This is a genomic window from Serratia sp. X3 (assembly GCF_014982455.1).
Taxonomy (GTDB): domain Bacteria; phylum Pseudomonadota; class Gammaproteobacteria; order Enterobacterales; family Enterobacteriaceae; genus Serratia; species Serratia ureilytica.
This window is the reverse complement of sequence record NZ_JADCNB010000009.1, coordinates 101,213-120,211: the sequence shown is the minus strand read 5'-3', so window position 1 is coordinate 120,211 and position 18,999 is coordinate 101,213. Positions and strand designations below refer to the sequence as shown.

Annotated in this window: 16 protein-coding genes and 1 rRNA gene; 9 read left to right on the top strand and 8 right to left on the bottom strand. The window is 57.5% G+C overall.

Features of this window, described 5'->3' with window-relative positions; all coding sequences use genetic code 11:
• The first annotated feature begins 1 nt into the window (after position 1).
• Positions 2-117: ribosomal RNA gene (rrf, locus tag IMX17_RS23175) — 5S ribosomal RNA — on the top strand.
• A gap of 72 nt (positions 118-189) precedes the next feature.
• On the opposite strand, the gene mobB is transcribed toward rrf, so the two are convergent.
• Positions 190-708: a molybdopterin-guanine dinucleotide biosynthesis protein MobB gene (gene mobB / locus IMX17_RS23170; protein ID WP_046897363.1), complete on the bottom strand. Its 519-nt coding sequence runs from the start codon at positions 706-708 to the stop codon at positions 190-192.
• The gene (gene mobA / locus IMX17_RS23165; RefSeq protein ID WP_193550259.1) at positions 705-1,295 is read right to left on the bottom strand and encodes a molybdenum cofactor guanylyltransferase MobA; all 591 of its coding nucleotides are present in this window, start codon (positions 1,293-1,295) and stop codon (positions 705-707) included. Before mobA ends, mobB begins: the two co-directional genes overlap by 4 nt.
• A 148-nt stretch (positions 1,296-1,443) precedes the next feature.
• On the opposite strand from mobA, the gene IMX17_RS23160 reads away from it, so the two are divergent.
• The 3 genes from IMX17_RS23160 to dsbA all read left to right on the top strand — a co-directional run bounded on the left by IMX17_RS23160 (position 1,444) and on the right by dsbA (position 3,451).
• Complete coding sequence (locus IMX17_RS23160; RefSeq protein WP_193550258.1) at positions 1,444-1,713, top strand: YihD family protein; 270 nt, start codon at positions 1,444-1,446, stop codon at positions 1,711-1,713.
• A 98-nt stretch (positions 1,714-1,811) separates the two neighbouring features.
• The gene (locus IMX17_RS23155) at positions 1,812-2,798 is read left to right on the top strand and encodes a serine/threonine protein kinase (protein WP_182265766.1); all 987 of its coding nucleotides are present in this window, start codon (positions 1,812-1,814) and stop codon (positions 2,796-2,798) included.
• A gap of 29 nt (positions 2,799-2,827) precedes the next feature.
• Positions 2,828-3,451, top strand: coding sequence for a thiol:disulfide interchange protein DsbA (dsbA, locus tag IMX17_RS23150; protein ID WP_025304721.1), 624 nt, complete (start codon positions 2,828-2,830; stop codon positions 3,449-3,451).
• Between the two features lie 42 nt (positions 3,452-3,493).
• On the opposite strand, the gene IMX17_RS23145 is transcribed toward dsbA, so the two are convergent.
• A complete protein-coding gene (locus IMX17_RS23145) occupies positions 3,494-4,390 on the bottom strand; it encodes an acyltransferase (protein WP_033645170.1) in 897 nt (298 codons plus the stop codon).
• A gap of 497 nt (positions 4,391-4,887) precedes the next feature.
• Here IMX17_RS23145 and polA point away from each other — a divergent pair, with 497 nt between their 5' ends.
• The gene (polA, locus tag IMX17_RS23140) at positions 4,888-7,686 is read left to right on the top strand and encodes a DNA polymerase I (RefSeq protein WP_193550257.1); all 2,799 of its coding nucleotides are present in this window, start codon (positions 4,888-4,890) and stop codon (positions 7,684-7,686) included.
• Between the two features lie 517 nt (positions 7,687-8,203).
• Here polA and yihA read toward each other — a convergent pair.
• Positions 8,204-8,848, bottom strand: a complete 645-nt coding sequence (gene yihA, locus IMX17_RS23135) for a ribosome biogenesis GTP-binding protein YihA/YsxC (protein ID WP_004931258.1) — start codon at positions 8,846-8,848, stop codon at positions 8,204-8,206.
• A 734-nt stretch (positions 8,849-9,582) separates the two neighbouring features.
• On the opposite strand from yihA, the gene yihI reads away from it, so the two are divergent.
• Both yihI and hemN read left to right on the top strand, forming a co-directional pair.
• Positions 9,583-10,125, top strand: coding sequence for a Der GTPase-activating protein YihI (gene yihI / locus IMX17_RS23130; RefSeq protein ID WP_015379455.1), 543 nt, complete (start codon positions 9,583-9,585; stop codon positions 10,123-10,125).
• Positions 10,126-10,307: 182 nt separating this feature from the next.
• Positions 10,308-11,681 carry an oxygen-independent coproporphyrinogen III oxidase gene (gene hemN, locus IMX17_RS23125; protein WP_046897368.1) on the top strand — a complete coding sequence of 458 codons (1,374 nt, stop codon included), beginning with the start codon at positions 10,308-10,310 and terminating at the stop codon, positions 11,679-11,681.
• A 34-nt stretch (positions 11,682-11,715) separates the two neighbouring features.
• Here the strand turns inward: hemN and IMX17_RS23120 are convergent, their stop codons facing one another.
• From IMX17_RS23120 to glnA, 4 genes are all read right to left on the bottom strand, one after another.
• Positions 11,716-11,838, bottom strand: coding sequence for a YshB family small membrane protein (locus IMX17_RS23120; RefSeq protein ID WP_015379453.1), 123 nt, complete (start codon positions 11,836-11,838; stop codon positions 11,716-11,718).
• Between the two features lie 113 nt (positions 11,839-11,951).
• Positions 11,952-13,364: a nitrogen regulation protein NR(I) gene (glnG, locus tag IMX17_RS23115; RefSeq protein ID WP_046897369.1), complete on the bottom strand. Its 1,413-nt coding sequence runs from the start codon at positions 13,362-13,364 to the stop codon at positions 11,952-11,954.
• 8 nt (positions 13,365-13,372) lie between these two features.
• Complete coding sequence (glnL, locus tag IMX17_RS23110) at positions 13,373-14,422, bottom strand: nitrogen regulation protein NR(II) (protein WP_046897370.1); 1,050 nt, start codon at positions 14,420-14,422, stop codon at positions 13,373-13,375.
• Positions 14,423-14,616: 194 nt separating this feature from the next.
• Positions 14,617-16,026 (bottom strand): glutamate--ammonia ligase, encoded by a 1,410-nt coding sequence (gene glnA, locus IMX17_RS23105; RefSeq protein WP_025304715.1) that lies wholly within the window; start codon positions 16,024-16,026, stop codon positions 14,617-14,619.
• A 370-nt stretch (positions 16,027-16,396) separates the two neighbouring features.
• On the opposite strand from glnA, the gene typA reads away from it, so the two are divergent.
• Both typA and yihX read left to right on the top strand, forming a co-directional pair.
• A complete protein-coding gene (gene typA, locus IMX17_RS23100; protein WP_046897371.1) occupies positions 16,397-18,220 on the top strand; it encodes a ribosome-dependent GTPase TypA in 1,824 nt (607 codons plus the stop codon).
• A gap of 166 nt (positions 18,221-18,386) precedes the next feature.
• On the top strand, positions 18,387-18,977 hold the full coding sequence (gene yihX / locus IMX17_RS23095) for a glucose-1-phosphatase (RefSeq protein WP_033645174.1): 591 nt from the start codon (positions 18,387-18,389) through the stop codon (positions 18,975-18,977).
• The last annotated feature ends 22 nt before the right edge of the window (positions 18,978-18,999 follow it).

Sequence of the window (18,999 nt, the reverse complement as noted above, 5' to 3'; positions counted from 1 at the left end):
GCCTGGCGGCAATAGCGCGGTGGTCCCACCTGACCCCATGCCGAACTCAGAAGTGAAACGCCGTAGCGCCGATGGTAGTGTGGGGTCTCCCCATGCGAGAGTAGGACACTGCCAGGCATCAAATAAAGCCGAAAGCCCTGAACTGAGGTTCAGGGCTTTTTGCTGTGCGTAAAACGTAAAAAAGCGCAGCTACGCTGCGCCTTTCAACCACTCGACAATAAAGTCGGCGATGCTTTCCGGTTGATAGAGATCCAGCTGCTTAGCCGAAATGGATAGCGGTCGATCGCTGGCTACCGCGACGACAAACTGATCCAGCATATCTTCCAACGGCCTACCGATCTCGGCCCGATAAAGCAGGATCTTGCTGACCGGCTCATGTTTGAACCCTTCCACCAGAATCAAGTCGACCTTATCGGCGTCAAAGCGCCCAGCCAGATAGCGCAGATCCAAAGGTCGTTGCTCCGGCGTTTCGGTCATTAATGCCCAGCGGCGATCGCTGGCGACCAGTGTTTGCTCGGCGCCTGCTTTACGCAGCTCATAGCTGTCTTTACCCGGCGTATCCACATCCATGTCGTGATGCGTATGTTTGATCAGTCCAATCCTTACCTGGCGTTGTTTCAGCAACGGGATTAGCTGTTTGAGCAGGGTCGTTTTCCCCGTTCCGCTGTAGGCGCCGATGGCCAGCAAGGGAGGCAATGAACGATTCATTTTTTGAGCTCTCGCGTTTGTTGCCAATTCAGGCAGTCAGCCGGCGTATTCAGGTTATGAAATGCCGTTTGCCGCCCGCTGAACACTACGCGTTGTGCGCCAATTTGATGCAAGAACAGCATCAGTTTGCGTTCACCGCGCGCCAGATAGTCGGCCAGCTGCGGCGCTATTTGGTTATGCAGTAACGCCAGCGTGGGATGATCTCGTTCACCATCGCTGGCAAAGGCCGCCTGCGCCGCGCCTTTTTGCTGCCATAGCTGAGCGACTAAGTCGGCGGGAAAGTCAGGGACATCACAAGGGACGAAGACCACCCATTCGCTGGGAGCCTGTTTGAGCCCGGCCAGCATGCCGGCCAGCGGCCCGGCGAAATTGGGCGTCAGATCGCCAATCACCGGCAAACCGCTCGCCTGGTAACGTGCCTGATTGCGATTGGCGCTGATGGCGACGGAAGCCACCTGCGGGCGTAACCGAGCCAATACGTGTTGATAGAGTGCGATCCCGCCAATCGACACCAGGCCTTTGTCTTCACCGCCCATGCGCGTGGCCCGCCCGCCGGCCAAAATGACGCCGCTGATTTCTTTATGCATCTCGTTTATCCCGCCTTGTCGATGCGCTGATTGTAGCGCTAAAGCCGGCGTGACATCAGGATTTACCTTTATTGACAAGCCGGTTCTTTCACTGCGTGGGTAAGCCTGTTACTTTGTGAGTTTATTCATGCTATTGGACGATATTGAGATGAAAACGCATCGCGTAAACGAGTTGATCGGGCTGTTGCACCCGGCCTGGCAGGAAGATCCCGATCTCAATTTGATGCAGTTTTTGCAAAAGCTGGCGAAGGAAGCGGGCTTCCAGGGCGAGTTGTCCGAGTTGAGCGACGATATTCTCATTTACCATCTGAAAATGCGCGGTAGCGCCGGCACGGATCAGATCCCGGGCCTGAAGAAAGATTACGAAGAAGATTTTAAAACGGCGCTGCTGCGCGCTCGTGGCGTTATCAAGGACTGATCCTCGTGCGGTGCGAGAAAGCATAGCGCGTGAAATGCGCCATTAATGCTACTATTTCTCATTCCCGGCACCGTGCTGTCAGCGATCAAACGAACGTTATGAATAACTCTGCTTTTAATTTCGAAACCCTGTCGCCCGATTTGATTATGGACGCGCTAGAAGGAGTTGGCCTGCGCGTCGATTCCGGCCTGACGGCGCTGAACAGCTACGAGAACCGCGTCTATCAGTTTATGGACGAGGATCGCCGGCGTTATGTGGTGAAGTTTTACCGCCCGGAGCGCTGGAGCGCCGCACAAATCGGTGAGGAACATCAGTTCGCTCTGGATCTGGCCGGCGCGGAGATCCCGGCGGTGGCGCCGTTGGCGCTGCAAGGTGCTACGCTGCATACGCACGGCGGCTTTTTCTTTGCCCTGTTCCCCAGCGTGGGGGGCCGGCAATACGAAATAGACAATCTGGATCAGCTGGAATGGGTAGGCCGTTTTCTGGGGCGTATCCATCAGGTCGGCGGCGAGCGTTTGTTTGCCGAGCGCCCAACCATGGGGATTGAAGAGTATCTTGTCGCCCCGCGTCAGGCGCTGGCCGATTGCGAGCTGTTGCCGGCAGCTCAGCGTGATGCCTTCCTGCAGGCGACGGATAACCTGATTGCGGCGATCAAGCGACACTGGCATCTGAACTGGCAGCCGCGGCGTTTGCACGGTGATTGCCATCCGGGCAATATTCTGTGGCGCGATGGCCCGCTGTTCGTCGATCTTGATGACGCGCGCAACGGCCCTGCGGTTCAGGATCTGTGGATGCTGTTGCACGGCGAACGTCGCGACCAACTGATGCAGCTGGACGTTTTGCTGGAGGCGTACGGCGAATTTGCCGAGTTCGATCAGCGCGAGCTGGCGTTAATTGAGCCACTGCGGGCGATGCGCATGGTGTATTACCTGGCCTGGGTCGCTCGCCGTTGGCAGGATCCGGCCTTCCCTAAGAGTTTTCCGTGGATGGCGGAGTCTGATTTCTGGTTATCTCAGACTGCGGCGTTTAATGAACAGGTTAAGCTGTTGCAGGAGCCTCCTCTGCAGCTGACGCCAATGTATTGAAGCTTTAACACAATGGAGAGTTTAGTCTTATGAAAAAAATATGGTTGGCGCTCGTTGGCATGGTGATGGCATTCAGCGCCTCGGCGGCACAGTTTAGCGATGGCACTCAGTACGTGACCCTGGACAAGCCGGTGACCGGTGAGCCGCAGGTGTTGGAGTTCTTCTCCTTTTACTGCCCACACTGCTACCAGTTTGAGCAGGTCTATCACGTGTCCGAGAACGTGAAAAAAGCGTTGCCTGCCGGCACCAAAATGACCAAGTACCACGTGGAGTTCCTGGGGCCGTTGGGCAAACAGCTGACTCAGGCGTGGGCGGTCGCGATGGCGCTGGGCGTGGAAGACAAAGTAAGCCCGCTGATGTTTGAAGCGGTGCAGAAAACCCAGACCGTGCAAACGCCGGACGATATCCGTAACGTCTTCGTGAAAGCGGGCGTAACCGCCGCGGATTATGACGCGGCCTGGAACAGCTTCGTGGTGAAATCTCTGGTGGTTCAACAGGAGAAAGCCGCAGAAGATCTGCAGCTGCGCGGTGTGCCGGCGGTATTCGTCAACGGCAAATACATGGTTAAAAACGATGGCCTGGACACCAGTTCGATGGACGCTTACGTGAAGCAGTTCGCCGATGTGGTTAAATTCCTCAGCCAGCAGAAATAAGCCTGATTCAACATGAAAAACGCCGGCATCGCCGGCGTTTTTTTATCCGTATTGCCGCTTCAATTTATCCAGCAACCGGTCTTTTTCCTGCCACAGCGTATTCAGCCACAGCTGGAAGCGCCGCTTGAACTGTTTGTCGTTGAAATAATCACCGTGCAGGGTTTCATCGATCGGCAGCGTCTCTATTCTCACCACGATACGCGTCAGGCGGCCGCACAGCATATCCAGAAAGGGCCGCTGGTTATTTTCCGGATAAAGCAGGGTGACGTTCAACACTTTGTCGAACTGATTGCCCAGCGCGCTAAGGGTAAACGCGATGCCGGCGGCTTTGGGCGCCAGCAAATTGCGATAAGGTGAATTGCTTTTAATTTTCTTGGCTTCGGTGAAGCGTGAGCCTTCGACGAAATTGACGATGGTGGTTGGGCGCTGGCGGAATTTTTCGCAGGAACGGCGCGTCGTTTCGATATCCTTGCCGCGTTTTTCCGGGTGCTTGAGCAAATAGGCGCGGGAGTAACGCTTCATAAATGGCATGTCCAGCGCCCAGCAGGCCAGGCCGACAAACGGCACCCAGGCGAGCTGCTGTTTGAGGAAATACTTATTCATTGGAATATGATTTCTGAACAGCACGCATAACACGACAATGTCTGACCAACTTTCGTGGTTGCTGATCAGCAGATACCAGTTTTTGCGATCCAACCCTTCCAGCCCTTCAATATCCCAACGCAATTGCCCGTTAATGCGCAATAACAGCGCCAGCCCTTGGCACCAACACCACATCATGAAATCGGCGAAAGCCGAGATATATCGCCAAACGGCGGGAATGGGCACCACGAGTTTCACGATGCCGGCCAGCGTGATGGGGATGGAGCATAACACCGTCACCAGAATGGTAAGTATGACGGAAATGATAAAGATAACAGGCGTTAACAATCTTGGCATGATTATGGGCTGACGGTTGGTGGGTACATCGTTGCATGCCAAAGCGCATGAACAAAAACGCATTTTAACAGAAATCGTCGGGGTAAAGCGCCGCTAAAAATCACTGTTTTTCGTCTCATCGGATAACCATTTGCTGAGTTTTCGTGCAACTTGTCCAGCTTGTGCTATGGTAATTGAGGCGCCGAATTTGATTAATAGTGCGATTAAAATCCGGCGAAAGTTATATCCACAAATCCAATAAAAGCCAATAATAAAGCGTCGCCGGAATTCGTTCTTTTAACGCGGTGATTTAAATAGGAATTTTATTCGCCGTTATAACGATAATCGCAGCGTTATAATTCGGTCTCTTTTCTATGCACAAAGTTATCCACAGGTAAGATCTTGCGGATCCTCGCGCACAATCACATCATTTTCGTCCGCAATGCACGCTAAGGTTCGTCTCCGGCGGCCAGCTATGGCATGCTTACCCCTATGTCCGATCACGATAAAGAAACGCTATGGCCCAGATTGCAGAAAACCCACTAATCCTGGTTGACGGTTCCTCTTACCTCTACCGCGCTTATCACGCCTTCCCGCCGCTGACCAACTCGGCGGGCGAGCCGACAGGCGCGATGTACGGCGTGCTGAATATGCTGCGCAGCCTGCTGTTGCAGTATCAACCGAGCCACGTTGCCGTGGTGTTTGATGCCAAAGGGAAGACCTTCCGCGATGATCTGTTCGCTGAATACAAGTCGCACCGGCCGCCTATGCCGGACGATCTGCGCGCGCAGATCGAGCCGCTGCACAACATGGTCAAGGCGATGGGCCTGCCGCTGTTGGTGACGCCCGGCGTAGAGGCGGATGACGTCATCGGTACGCTGGCGCTGGAGGCAGAAAAGGCCGGCCACGCGGTGCTGATCAGCACCGGCGACAAAGACATGGCGCAGCTGGTGACGCCGAACGTCACCTTGATCAACACCATGAACAACACGATCCTCGGCCCGCAGGAAGTGTGCGACAAATACGGCATTCCGCCGGAGCTGATCATCGACTTCCTGGCGCTGATGGGCGATTCATCGGACAACATTCCCGGCGTGCCGGGCGTGGGCGAGAAAACCGCCCAGGCGTTGCTGCAGGGTATCGGCGGGCTGGATGCGCTGTACGGCAATCTGGATAACATCGCCACGCTGAGTTTCCGCGGCGCCAAAACCATGGCGGCCAAGCTGGAACAGAATAAAGAGGTCGCGTACCTCTCCTATAAGCTGGCGACGATCAAAACCGACGTCGAGCTGGATCTGACCTGTGCGGACCTGACGGTCTCCGCGCCGGATGTCGACACGCTGCAACAGCTGTTCAAACAGTACGAGTTCAAACGCTGGCTGGCGGACGTAGAAGCCGGCGTCTGGTTGGAAAACAAGAAAGGCGCGGGCGCGAAAGCTGTCGGCACCGCCAAACCAGCCGTAGCCGCGGAAGCGCCGAAAGCGCTGGCGGAGGCCAAGCTGTCTCAGGACGGTTATGTCACCATCCTGGACGAAGCGACCTTTACCGACTGGCTGGCGCGGTTGAAAAAGGCCGACGTGTTTGCCTTCGATACCGAAACCGACGGTCTGGATACCCTGACCGCCAACCTGATCGGCCTGTCCTTCGCGATCGCGCCGGGCGAAGCGGCTTATTTGCCGGTGGCGCACGATTACCTGGATGCGCCGGCGCAGCTGGATCGCGCTTATGTGCTGGAGGCGCTCAAGCCGCTGCTGGAAGACGAGAAAGCGCTCAAGGTCGGGCAAAACCTGAAGTTCGATATGAGCCTGCTGGCGCGTTACGGCATCGAGATGCGCGGCATCGCCTACGACACCATGCTGGAGTCCTATGTGCTGGACAGCGTCGGCGGCCGTCATGATATGGACAGCCTGGCCGATCGTTATCTTGGCCACAAGACCATCACCTTCGAAGAGATCGCCGGCAAGGGCAAGAACCAGCTGACGTTCAATCAGATCGCGCTGGAGCAGGCGGCGCCATACGCTGCCGAAGACGCCGATGTCACGCTGCAGCTGCATCTGGCGATGTGGCCGCAGCTGAAACAGAGCGCGGAACTGCTGACGGTGTTCAATGAGATTGAAATGCCGCTGCTGCCGGTGCTGTCGCATATCGAACGCACCGGGGTGCTGATCGATCCGGCCATTTTATCGGCCCACTCCCAGGAGTTGGCCAAGCGTCTGGCAGAGTTGGAGGCGCAGGCCCACGAGCTGGCGGAAGAGCCGTTCAACCTGGCGTCGACCAAGCAGCTGCAGGCGATCCTGTACGAAAAACAAAAGCTGCCGGTGCTGAAGAAAACCCCGGGCGGGGCGCCGTCCACCAACGAAGAGGTGCTGGCCGAGCTGGCGCTGGACTACCCGCTGCCGAAGGTGATCCTGGAATACCGCGGCCTGGCGAAGCTGAAGACCACCTATACCGACAAGCTGCCGCTGATGATCAATCCGGTCAGCGGCCGGGTGCATACCTCGTACCATCAGGCGGTGACCGCCACCGGCCGTCTCTCCTCGAGCGATCCGAACCTGCAGAACATCCCGGTGCGCAACGAAGAAGGGCGGCGCATTCGCCAGGCCTTTATTGCGCCGGAAGGCTACCGCATTGTCGCGGCCGACTACTCGCAGATCGAACTGCGCATCATGGCGCATCTGTCTCAGGATGAAGGGCTGCTGAAGGCCTTCGCCGAAGGGAAAGACATTCACCGCGCCACGGCGTCGGAAGTTTTCGGCGTGCCGTTGGATAAAGTGACCGGCGAGCAGCGCCGCAGCGCCAAGGCGATTAACTTTGGTTTGATTTACGGTATGAGCGCCTTCGGCCTGGCGCGTCAGCTGGGGATCCCGCGTGGGGAAGCCCAGCGCTATATGGATCTCTACTTCGAACGTTACCCGGGCGTGCTGGATTACATGGAGCGCACCCGTCAGCAGGCTTCCGAGCAGGGCTATGTCAGCACGCTGGACGGCCGCCGTCTGTATCTGCCGGACGTACGCTCCAGCAACGCCATGCGCCGCAAGGCGGCCGAGCGCGCCGCCATCAACGCCCCGATGCAGGGCACGGCGGCCGATATCATCAAGCGTGCGATGATCGAGGTCGACGCCTGGCTGCAAGGGCCGGAGAAACCGTTGGTGCGCGCGATCATGCAGGTGCACGATGAATTGGTGTTCGAGGTGCACGAGTCGGTGATCGACGAAGCCAGCCAACGTATCCGCCAACTGATGGAAGGCAGCATGACGCTGGCGGTGCCGCTGAAGGTCGATGTGGGCGTCGGCATGAACTGGGATGAAGCGCACTGATCGCCGGGTTATCACCGTATGCGCTAACTGGCGAGAAGCTAAGCACTTTTCGTAATTAAGCTACAAGATGCGGCGATAGTTTCCTCAACTTCGCCGTTCTTGCGTCTCAAATTGTGTAAGTAAACTACAAAAAATTCTTTTGCCCTGCGAAAAAATGATGTAGAGTTACAGGCGTAGGGTACAGAGGTAAGATGTTCTATCTTTCAGACCTTTTACTTCACGTAATCGGATTTGGCTGAATATTTAGCCGCCCCAGTCAGTATTGACTGGGGCGTTTTTTATTGTAAAAACAGCAGCAAACCATACGTTTTTCCTATCGCTCGGCCCCGCTTTTCATTTCAGCTTCCGCTCCCTCAATCCGCGTAATTCGGCGAGACAAGCCCGTTTTGGCGATAAGTCTTTATGATGGCTTTATTTCAAAAATGTAATTAGATAACGAAAAATCCCGCCAGCGGCCGATCTGCGGGCATAAAAAAGCCGATGCGGCGAGGCATCGGCTCAAACGTGCGATCAGGGCTTATTCGCCGATGTCCTCTTCCGGTAGCACTTCCGGCGGGATCTCGTTAAACCAGGTGTCCAGTTTCTGGCGCAGCTTGTCGACGCCGATCTTTTTCAGCGAGGAAAAGGCTTCGACCTGGATATCCCCCATAAACGGCAGCACCGCTTCACGCACCATGTTGAGCTGCGCCTTGCGTGCGCCGGAGGCCAGCTTGTCGGCCTTGGTCAGCAACACCAGCACCGGCGTGCCGACGTCGACCGCCCACTGGATCATCTGCTGGTCGAGATCTTTCAGCGGATGGCGGATATCCATCAGCACCACCAGCCCTTTCAGGCTGTTGCGCATCTGCAGGTATTCGCCCAGCGCGCGTTGCCATTTGCGCTTCATTTCTTCCGGCACTTCGGCGTAGCCATAACCCGGCAGGTCGACCAGACGAATGCCGTCTTCCACTTCGAACAGGTTGATCAGCTGGGTGCGCCCCGGCGTTTTACTGGTGCGCGCCAGGCTTTTTTGGTTGGTCAGCGTATTCAGCGCGCTGGATTTACCGGCGTTGGAACGGCCGGCAAAGGCGACTTCAATTCCTGCATCCCCCGGAAGATGGCGAATATCGGGTGCGCTGGTGACGAAATGGGTCACATGATAGTTGTAGTTCTTGCTGGTCAAAATTTTTCGTCTCCGTGAGGATGGCTAACTGGTTGGCGATTATAACTGCATCAGCGGTAAAAATGGCGTGTTTCTCCGTTTTTAAGCGGCGGGGCGCGATAAAACGACGGTTAAGCCGCTCGTGCGTTGTGAGACATTTGCCATTCGAATCGCGGGTAATGTCGCTTTATTCGAAAGCGAAATTTCTGTTTTTATTTTAAAAACAATGTGTTGTTTTTTCGTTGTGTGGAAATGTCAGTCAAATCGGCGTCAGGTGCCTTGAGCCTTCGCAACAATAACGTAAAGTACTCGTTAACGCAGGGTTGCGCAGGATTAGGGAACATCCGGGAAGGATGACAAATCTCAGGGAATGCACAGGGTGTGCAATGAGTGCCAGGATGAACGCAAAAGGAAGTGACCCTTTCGCACCGGAATAGGCGGCAGGCACATCGGATGGTGAAGTATCGGCAGTTTGGATGCCCGCAGGAAGCGCGCTCGGGAAGAGCGGATGCGAATGGATTGCGCCATGGACGATTTTCCTTTCAGGATGAAGGACGTAGTGGCAGGGAATGCGGTTATAGCAGAAGGAAAAACCGGGATGTTGCATGTACGCAAGGAGCGCGTAACAGGAATACCCTTCGCAAGAAGGTGCGAAATAGGCGGCAGGTTTAACCTGCCGCCTTTTTTCTTTGCCCGCTTTCTGCTAGATTCCGCCGCAATTCTATACTGAATCTACATACCTAAGAGCACACGCTATGAACCAGCCATCAAAAGCACCTCGCGGCAGCGCGGCGAAGTCAAAAACGAAAAAGAAAAGCCGTATGGAGCTCGATCAGGAAGCGCGTGAGCGCAAACGCCTGAAAAAACGCCGCGGCCACGCTTCCGGTTCGCGCACTCAGGTCGAGTCCGGCAGCCAGAAAAACAAATCGGCGGCGGAAGCCAAAGATCCGCGTATCGGCAGTAAAGTGCCGGTTGCGCTGGTGGTCGACGAAACCAAAGTGAAGGCCAAACCGCAGCCGAAGCCAAAGGCCGAAGCGAAACCGCGCCTGTCGCCGGAAGAAGAGCTGGCGAAGCTGGAAAATGACGAACGCCTGAACGCGCTGCTGGATCGCATCGACGATGGCGAAACGCTGAACGCGCAAGAGCAGGCGTATGTCGACAAGACGCTGGATCGCATCGATGTGCTGATGGACGTGCTGGGCATCGAGCTGGGCGATGAAGACGACGAGGAAGAAGAAGAGAAGCAGGAAGATATTCTGAAGCTGCTGAAAGGCGGCAACCCGAAGGACGCTTTTTAACGCGCCATGTGGCTGATCCCGACAATAGCCCTACTCTTGATGTGTTATCTGCTGTGGTTATTCGGTAAACTATGGCGGCTGTCTAAGCGCAAAGCGCGTTTTCGCAGCGCTTCCGTGGCCAGACAGCGCAGACAACCGCCTCTCTCCCGGCCCGGTAGAAAAAGATATCGGAAGGAGTGAGCATGTCAGAGCAGACGATTGTCTGGGATTTGGCCCTGATCCAAAAATATAACTACTCAGGGCCGCGTTATACCTCATACCCCACGGCGCTCGAGTTTAACCAGCGCTACGACGAAGCGGCGTTTCAACGCGCCGCGGTGCGCTACCCTGAGCGCCCGCTGTCGCTGTACGTGCATATCCCTTTCTGCCATAAGCTGTGCTACTTCTGCGGCTGCAACAAACTGGTGACGCGTCAGACGCACAAGGCCGATGAATACCTGAATGTCCTGGCGCAAGAGATCGCCAGCCGTGCGCCGCTGTTCGCCGGCCGCAAGGTTGGCCAGATGCACTGGGGAGGCGGTACGCCTACCTATCTGGATAAAGCGCAAATCAGCCGGCTGGTGGCGCTGCTGCGCGAACATTTTGATTTTCTGCCCGATGCGGAGATGTCGATCGAGGTCGATCCGCGCGAGATAGCGCTGGATGTGCTCGATCATTTACGCGCCGAAGGCTTTAACCGCCTGAGCATGGGGGTGCAGGATTTCAACAAGCAGGTGCAGCAGTTGGTCAACCGCGAGCAGGACGAAGCCTTTATCTTCGCCCTGATCGAGCGGGCCAAAGCGCTGGGCTTCCGCTCGACCAATATCGATCTGATCTACGGCCTGCCGAAACAGACGCCGGAAAGCTTCGCCTTCACCCTGCAGCGGGTGGCTGAACTGAATCCCGATCGCCTCAGCGTGTTCAACTACGCGCATATGCCGAATTTATTCGCCGCCCAGCGCAAAATCAAAGACGCCGATCTGCCCAGCGCGCAGCAGAAGCTGGATATCCTGCAGCAGAGCATCGCGTTCCTGACTGACGCCGGCTATCAGTTTATCGGCATGGATCACTTTGCACGCCCGGACGATGAGCTGGCGATTGCGCAACGCGAAGGCAAGCTGCACCGCAATTTCCAGGGCTACACCACCCAGGGCGACAGCGATCTGCTGGGGTTGGGCGTGTCGGCCATCAGCATGCTCGGCGACAGCTATGCGCAGAACCAGAAAGAGCTGAAGCATTACTATGAGAGCGTACCGGCGCAGGGCAACGCCCTGTGGCGCGGGCTGGCGCTGACGGACGACGATTGTCTGCGGCGCGATCTGATCAAAACCCTGATCTGCAACTTCCGGTTGGCGTATCAGCCGCTCGAACGGCAATACGGCATCGATTTCACCGCTTACTTCGCCGAAGACCTGCAGCTGCTGGCGCCGTTTGAACGCGATGGGCTGGTGGAGCGCGACGAGCAGGGCATTCGCGTCACGCCGCGCGGGCGCTTGCTGATCCGCAATATCTGCATGTGCTTCGACCGCTATCTGCGGCAACAGGCGCGCAGCCAGCAGTTCTCTCGGGTGATCTGAGGATGAAAAAACAGCCGCTGATGCGGCTGTTTTTTTAACTGAAGAAGTTAATCAGCGCGGCGCACAACACCGCGGCGACCGCCGCCTGCGGGGTGTGGCTGGCGGCGGAGCCCAGCTCCGCGCCCTGAGAAATGAATACGATGAATGAGTCCAGCATCGTCAACCTCCAGAGTGTGCGACACGATCATACTGCGCCCGCGCCGGCTGTAAAGTCTGCGGTTGGCGTTTTTTTGTGCGCCGGACTGCGTTTTTCATCATCCATCCCCGTTCCTATTCCATGCCCAGTTCTTTGAGCTTGCGGGTCAGGGTATTGCGCCCCCAGCCCAGCAGGCGTGCGGCTTCCTGTTTGTGCCCCTGGGTGTGACGCAAGGCGGTGGTGAGCAGTGTGCGTTCCATCTCCGGCTGCGCTTCCGACAGCAGATTTTGATGACCGGAACGCAGCGCGCGATCGGCCCACTGCGCCAGCAGCGTGGCCCAGCTGTCCGGCAGGCTGTGGCTGGGGTTTTCCGGCGCGGCGGTTTCGAACAGTTCGCTCGGCAGATCCTGAATCAGCACCTCTTGCCCGGCGGCCATCACCGTCAGCCAGCGGCAGGTGTTCTCCAGCTGGCGCACGTTGCCCGGCCAGGGCAAGCGGGTCAGCGCGGTTTCGGTTTCCGGATGCAGGTTCTTGGCCTCTACGCCCAGCTCCTTGGCTGCGATCTGCAGGAAGTGGCGCGCCAGCCGCGGGATGTCTTCCCGGCGCTCGCGCAGCGGCGGCAGGTGTACGCGGATCACGTTCAGGCGGTGGAACAGATCCTCGCGGAACTTGCCTTCTTGTACCCGCAGCTCCAGGTTCTGGTGCGTGGCGGCGATGATGCGCACGTCGACCTTCACCGGCGCATAGCCGCCGACCCGGTAGAACTGGCCGTCCGCCAGCACCCGCAGCAGGCGCGTTTGCACGTCGAGCGGCATATCGCCGATCTCGTCGAGGAACAGCGTGCCGCCGTCGGCCTGTTCAAAGCGCCCCTGACGGATTTGGTTCGCGCCGGTGAAGGCGCCTTTCTCATGGCCGAACAGCTCGGACTCGATCAGATCCTTGGGAATAGCGGCCATGTTCAGGGCGATGAACGGCGACTTGGCGCGCGGGCTGTGGCGGTGCAGCGCATGCGCCACCAGCTCTTTGCCGGTGCCGGATTCGCCGTTGATCAGCACGCTTATCGACGAACGCGACAGCCGGCCGATGATGCGAAACACGTCCTGCATCGCCGGCGCTTCGCCGATGATGTCCGCCGCCGGATCGCTGGCCGGCTGGCTGCGCACCGGCTGCTGCTGCTCTTGATAATGGCTGATGGCGCGCTCGACCAGCGCCACCGCTTCGTCGATGTCGAACGGTTTCGGCAGGTAGTCGAAGGCCCCTTGCTGATAGGCGCTGACGGCCGCGTCCAAATCCGAATGCGCGGTCATGATGATCACCGGCAGCATCGGGTGGCGCTGTTTGATCTGCTTGAGCAGCGCCAGACCATCGATGCCCGGCATGCGGATGTCGGACAGCAACACGTCGGGAGTTTGCGTGGCCAAGGCTTCCAGCACGTCATTGCCGCCTTCGAAGGTGGCGCAGCTCATGCCCGCGCCGGTGAGCGCACGCTCAAGCACCCAGCGGATGGAGCTATCGTCATCGACGATCCAGACTATCCCTCGTTGCATTGCAAACCTCACTGACGAATGGGCAGGTAGACCGAGAATTCGGTATGACCTGGCCAACTGTTGAACTCAATTTTTCCGCAATGCTGATCGATCAGATTGCGGGCGATGGATAATCCCAGGCCGGTACCGCCTTCACGGCCGCTGACCATCGGGTAGAACAGCGTGTCCTGCAGCTGCGCCGGCACGCCGGGGCCGTCGTCTTCGACATCGATACGCGCCGCCAGGCGATAGCGGGTGCCGTGCAACGTTATCTGAAACGCGGTGCGGGTGCGCAGCGTAATGGTGCCGCCCGCCTCGCCCAAGGCCTGCAGCGCATTGCGGGTGATGTTCAGCAGCACCTGTTCTATCTGATCCGGGTCGTGGGCCATTTCCGGCAGGCTGGGATCATAGTCGCGCACCAGCGTGACGTTATCCGGCATTTCCAGCGACACCAGCTGGCAGACGCGCTCCGCGACCTGATGGATGCTCTGGGTGATGTGCTGACCGGGGCGCTGCGGCCCGAGCAGACGATCTACCAGATTGCGCAGCCGATCGGCCTGCTCAATGATCACCTTGGTGTATTCGGTCAGCGCCGGATCGGGCAGCGCTTTGGCCAGCAGCTGCGCTGCGCCGCGCAGGCCGCCCAGCGGGTTTTTAATCTCGTGCGCCAAACCGCGTACCAGATCGCGGGCGGCCACCTGTTGGGCATGCTGCAGCTGTTCCTGGCTCAGGCGGCGTTGATTGTCCATCGGCGCCAGCTCGACCAGGATATAGCCTTCCGGCAGCGCCTGAGCGGTCAGGGAAAGAATATGCGCGCGGCCATCGACCACCAGGGTCACTTCGTTGTCGGTGAAGCCCTGACCGGCGCGCAGACTTTCATGCATCAAAGAGACGTTCAGCGAAAAATAGCCGAGCAGATCGGGCAGCGGCGTGCCGAACAGCTTACGGGAGCTTTGCGCCAGCAGCTGCTGTGCCGCAGGGTTGGCGTAGTGAACCGCCAGTGAGTCATCCAACAGCAGGATGCTGTTGATGAGTGAATTGAGGATCTGCCCAGCATCGGGCAGCTTGCCAGTTGCCATACAGCAGACTCCTGCACCTTTTTAGTGCATCTATCCTACTCCATCCGGGATCGACGCGGTATGGAATAGTTTTGCAGAAAATACGGTGGAGAAAAAAACCCATCCGAAGATGGGCTGAAAGTTTCCACGGCAACAAAAAAGCGATAACAAAAATTGTGGGCGCCGTCCGCCTTTGCAGACGGCGCGGGTAGGGCTTAGACGCTGTAGTACAGTTCGAACTCGACCGGGTGTGGCGTCATGCGAACGCGGTCCATCTCTTCTTTGCGCAGTTCGATGTAGGCATCGATCGCATCGTCGGTGAACACGCCGCCGCGGGTCAGGAACTCGCGGTCTTCGTTCAGTGCGGCCATCGCCTCGTCCAGCGAGCCGGCCACTTTTGGGATCTCGGCTTCTTCTTCCGGCGGCAGGTCGTACAGGTTTTTGTCCATGGCGTCGCCAGGGTGGATCTTGTTGATGATGCCGTCCAGGCCGGCCATCAGCAGTGCGGCGAAGCACAGGTATGGGTTAGCCGCCGGATCCGGGAAGCGGGCTTCGATGCGGCGCGCTTTCGGGCTGGCGACCACCGGGATGCGGATAGACGCGGAGCGGTTACGGGCGGAGTAGGCCAGCATCACCGGCGCTTCGTAGCCCGGCACCAGACGTTTGTACGAGTTGGTGGTCGGGTTGGCCAGGGCGTTGATCGCTTTGGCGTGCTTGATGATGCCGCCGATGTAGAACAGCGCGGTTTCAGACAGGCCGCCGTATTTGTCGCCGGCGAACAGGTTGGTGCCGTTCTTGGACAGCGACATGTGGCAGTGCATGCCGGAACCGTTGTCGCCGAACATGGGTTTTGGCATGAAGGTCGCGGTTTTGCCGAAGGCGTGCGCCACGTTGTGCACCACGTATTTGTAGATCTGAATTTCGTCGGCTTTCTTGGTCATGGTGTTGAAGCGGGTTGCCACTTCGTTCTGACCGGCGGTCGCCACTTCGTGGTGGTGCGCTTCAACCACCAGGCCCATCTCTTCCATGGTCAGACACATGGTGGAACGCAGATCCTGCGAAGAGTCGACCGGTGGAACCGGGAAGTAACCGCCTTTCACCGCCGGACGGTGGCCTTTGTTGCCGCCGTCGTATTTTGTGCCGGAGTTCCAGGCGCCTTCGATGTCGTCGATGGCCACGTGGGAACCGCGGATGCTGCTGCCGAAGCGGATGTCGTCGAACAGGAAGAATTCAGGCTCTGGCCCGAACAGCACGGTGTCCGCGATGCCGGAAGAGCGCAGGAAGTCTTCGGCGCGTTTGGAGATGGAGCGCGGGTCGCGATCGTAGCCTTGCATGGTGCCCGGCTCGAGAATGTCGCAGCGAATGATCAGCGTAGGTTCTTCGAAGAACGGATCCAGAACCGCCGTGCTGGCGTCCGGCATCAGTACCATGTCAGATTCGTTGATGCCCTTCCAACCACCGATAGAGGAGCCGTCAAACATTTTGCCTTCTTCGAAGAAGTCGGCGTTTACCTGATGAGCCGGGATAGTCACGTGCTGTTCCTTACCCTTGGTGTCAGTGAAACGCAGGTCTACGAATTTCACTTCATGCTCATTCAGCATCGTCAAAACGTGTTCAGCGGACATACTTAACTCTCCCGGTTTATCATTGTCGTCGTCGTGGAACGAATCTGTGGAACTGGCTTTTTTTCGCCTTGAAAAGACTAAAGCGAAAAGCGTGCCAACTTTTTAAAAAGGCTTTCATCGCCTTTCTGCGCGGGTTTTACCCAGACACAGTATGCACCATCAGCGATAATTTGCACTGTTATGGTGCAAAAGGGGTGGGGGTGGGCACTGAAATGGTGCAAAAGTGCAACGATTGCGGCTTTTTGCACCGTGAAAGGGATCACAAACTGACCGGTACGCGGTTGTTTATAAGAGATGGTTGTGATCTTGTTTAGTCCCTCGCTTAATACGTGTACAATAGCGCGCTATTTCTAATGCCCGAGGCAAAGCTGTGATCGAAAATTTGCGTAACATCGCCATTATTGCCCACGTTGACCATGGTAAAACCACCCTGGTTGATAAGCTGCTGCAACAATCCGGTACTTTCGGAGAGCGTGCGGAAGCCACCGAACGCGTAATGGACTCCAACGATTTGGAGAAAGAGCGTGGGATTACCATCCTCGCAAAAAACACCGCCATTAATTGGAACGGTTACCGTATCAACATCGTGGATACCCCTGGACACGCCGACTTCGGCGGTGAGGTAGAGCGCGTGATGTCGATGGTTGACTCGGTGCTGCTGGTTGTGGATGCAATGGATGGCCCTATGCCGCAAACCCGCTTCGTGACCAAGAAGGCTTTCGCCAACGGTCTGAAGCCGATCGTGGTCATCAACAAGGTTGACCGCCCTGGCGCGCGCCCTGACTGGGTTGTGGATCAGGTGTTCGACCTGTTCGTGAACCTCGACGCGACCGACGAGCAGCTCGACTTCCCGATCATCTACGCTTCTGCGCTGAACGGCATCGCCGGTGTCGACCACAACGACATGGCGGAAGACATGACCCCGCTGTATCAGGCGATCGTCGACCACGTGTCTGCGCCGCAGGTTGAGCTGGAAGCGCCATTCCAGATGCAGATCTCCCAGTTGGACTACAACAACTACCTGGGCGTTATCGGCATCGGCCGCATCAAGCGCGGTAAAGTGAAGCCGAACCAGCAGGTCACCATCATCGACAGCGAAGGCAAAACTCGCAACGGTAAAGTGGGTAAAGTGTTGGGTCATCTGGGTCTGGAGCGTATCGACAGCACCCTGGCGGAAGCGGGCGACATCATCGCCATCACCGGCCTGGGCGAGCTGAACATCTCCGACACCATCTGCGACACCAACGCCGTAGAAGCGCTGCCGGCGCTGTCCGTCGACGAACCGACCGTAACCATGTTCTTCAACGTCAACACCTCGCCGTTCTGCGGTAAAGAAGGTAAGTACGTGACGTCGCGTCAGATCCTTGACCGTCTGAACAAAGAGCTGGTGCACAACGTGGCGCTGCGCGTTGAAGAAACCGACGATGCGGACGCCTTCCGCGTATCCGGTCGTGGCGAGCTGCACCTGTCGGTGCTGATCGAAAACATGCGCCGTGAAGGTTTCGAGCTGGCGGTTTCCCGTCCGAAAGTTATCTTCCGCGAAATCGATGGCCGTAAGCAGGAGCCATTCGAGAACGTGACGCTGGATATCGAAGAGCAGCATCAGGGTTCCGTGATGCAGGCGATGGGTGAGCGTAAAGCCGACCTGAAAAACATGGATCCGGACGGTAAGGGCCGCGTGCGTCTCGACTACGTGATCCCAAGCCGCGGTCTGATCGGCTTCCGTAACGAATTCATGACCATGACTTCAGGTACCGGTCTGCTGTACTCCACCTTCAGCCACTACGACGACGTGCGTCCGGGCGAAGTGGGCCAGCGTCAGAACGGCGTGCTGATCTCCAACGGCCAGGGCAAAGCGGTTGCGTTCGCGCTGTTCGGCCTGCAGGATCGCGGCAAGCTGTTCCTGGGCCACGGTGCGGAAGTGTATGAAGGCCAGATCATCGGTATTCACTCACGTTCCAACGACCTGACCGTAAACTGCCTGACCGGTAAGAAGCTGACCAACATGCGTGCTTCCGGTACCGACGAAGCGACTACCCTGGTTCCGGCCATCAAAATGACCCTGGAGCAAGCTCTGGAGTTCATCGATGACGACGAACTGGTAGAAGTGACGCCGACCTCGATCCGTATCCGTAAGCGTCACCTGACGGAAAACGATCGTAAGCGTGCCAGCCGCGGTCCAAAAGACGCTTAATCGCTGATTGAGTGTCTCATGCTTAGGGCGCGGCTCTCGCGCCCTGAGTTTTTTCCTCTGTTGTTCCCCGTTTGTGCGGCGCGCTATGCGCTTTTCCGTTCGCTCCCTGTTCAGCTGTTCCTTTTCCCGCTACAGTGAAATCTCACCGGCCCATCAGGAGAGGACTATGCTGTATATCTTTGATTTAGGTAATGTGATCGTCGATATCGATTTCAAGCGTGTGCTGGGCGTGTGGAGCAATTTGAGCGGCACGCCGTTGGCGGTGTTGTCCGATCGTTTCACCATGGGTGAGGTGTTCCAGCAGCATGAGCGCGGTGAAATCAGCGACGAAGACTTCGCCGGCAAGCTGTGCGATGAAATGGGCATCGCGCTCAGCTTTGAGCAGTTCGCCACCGGTTGGCAGGCGGTATTCGTCGCGTTGCGCCCGGAGGTGATCGACATCATGCAGCGCCTGCGCAACGAAGGTCACCGGGTGGTGGTGCTGTCGAACACCAACCGTCTGCACTGCAATTACTGGCCGCAGCACTACCCTGAAGTGGCCGCCGCCGCCGATCATCTCTATCTGTCGCAAGATCTCGGCATGCGCAAACCAGAAGCTGACATCTACCGGCATGTGCTGGCCGCGGAAAACACCGCCGCCGCCGACGCGGTGTTCTTTGACGATCACCCGGCGAACGTCCTCGCTGCGCAGGCGTTGGGGATCAAGACGGTGCACGTCACCGATCGCGACGTGGTGCCGGCCTATTTTGCTCAATGAGCGCTGGGCGCGTTAAGCTTAA

Coding starts and splice junctions, on each gene's coding strand:
- mobB (WP_046897363.1), bottom strand. CDS start 708: ATGAATCGTTCATTGCCTCCCTTGCTGGCCATCGGCGCCTACAGCGGA.
- mobA (WP_193550259.1), bottom strand. CDS start 1,295: ATGCATAAAGAAATCAGCGGCGTCATTTTGGCCGGCGGGCGGGCCACG.
- IMX17_RS23160 (WP_193550258.1), top strand. CDS start 1,444: ATGAAAACGCATCGCGTAAACGAGTTGATCGGGCTGTTGCACCCGGCC.
- IMX17_RS23155 (WP_182265766.1), top strand. CDS start 1,812: ATGAATAACTCTGCTTTTAATTTCGAAACCCTGTCGCCCGATTTGATT.
- dsbA (WP_025304721.1), top strand. CDS start 2,828: ATGAAAAAAATATGGTTGGCGCTCGTTGGCATGGTGATGGCATTCAGC.
- IMX17_RS23145 (WP_033645170.1), bottom strand. CDS start 4,390: ATGCCAAGATTGTTAACGCCTGTTATCTTTATCATTTCCGTCATACTT.
- polA (WP_193550257.1), top strand. CDS start 4,888: ATGGCCCAGATTGCAGAAAACCCACTAATCCTGGTTGACGGTTCCTCT.
- yihI (WP_015379455.1), top strand. CDS start 9,583: ATGAACCAGCCATCAAAAGCACCTCGCGGCAGCGCGGCGAAGTCAAAA.
- hemN (WP_046897368.1), top strand. CDS start 10,308: ATGTCAGAGCAGACGATTGTCTGGGATTTGGCCCTGATCCAAAAATAT.
- IMX17_RS23120 (WP_015379453.1), bottom strand. CDS start 11,838: ATGCTGGACTCATTCATCGTATTCATTTCTCAGGGCGCGGAGCTGGGC.
- glnG (WP_046897369.1), bottom strand. CDS start 13,364: ATGCAACGAGGGATAGTCTGGATCGTCGATGACGATAGCTCCATCCGC.
- glnL (WP_046897370.1), bottom strand. CDS start 14,422: ATGGCAACTGGCAAGCTGCCCGATGCTGGGCAGATCCTCAATTCACTC.
- glnA (WP_025304715.1), bottom strand. CDS start 16,026: ATGTCCGCTGAACACGTTTTGACGATGCTGAATGAGCATGAAGTGAAA.
- yihX (WP_033645174.1), top strand. CDS start 18,387: ATGCTGTATATCTTTGATTTAGGTAATGTGATCGTCGATATCGATTTC.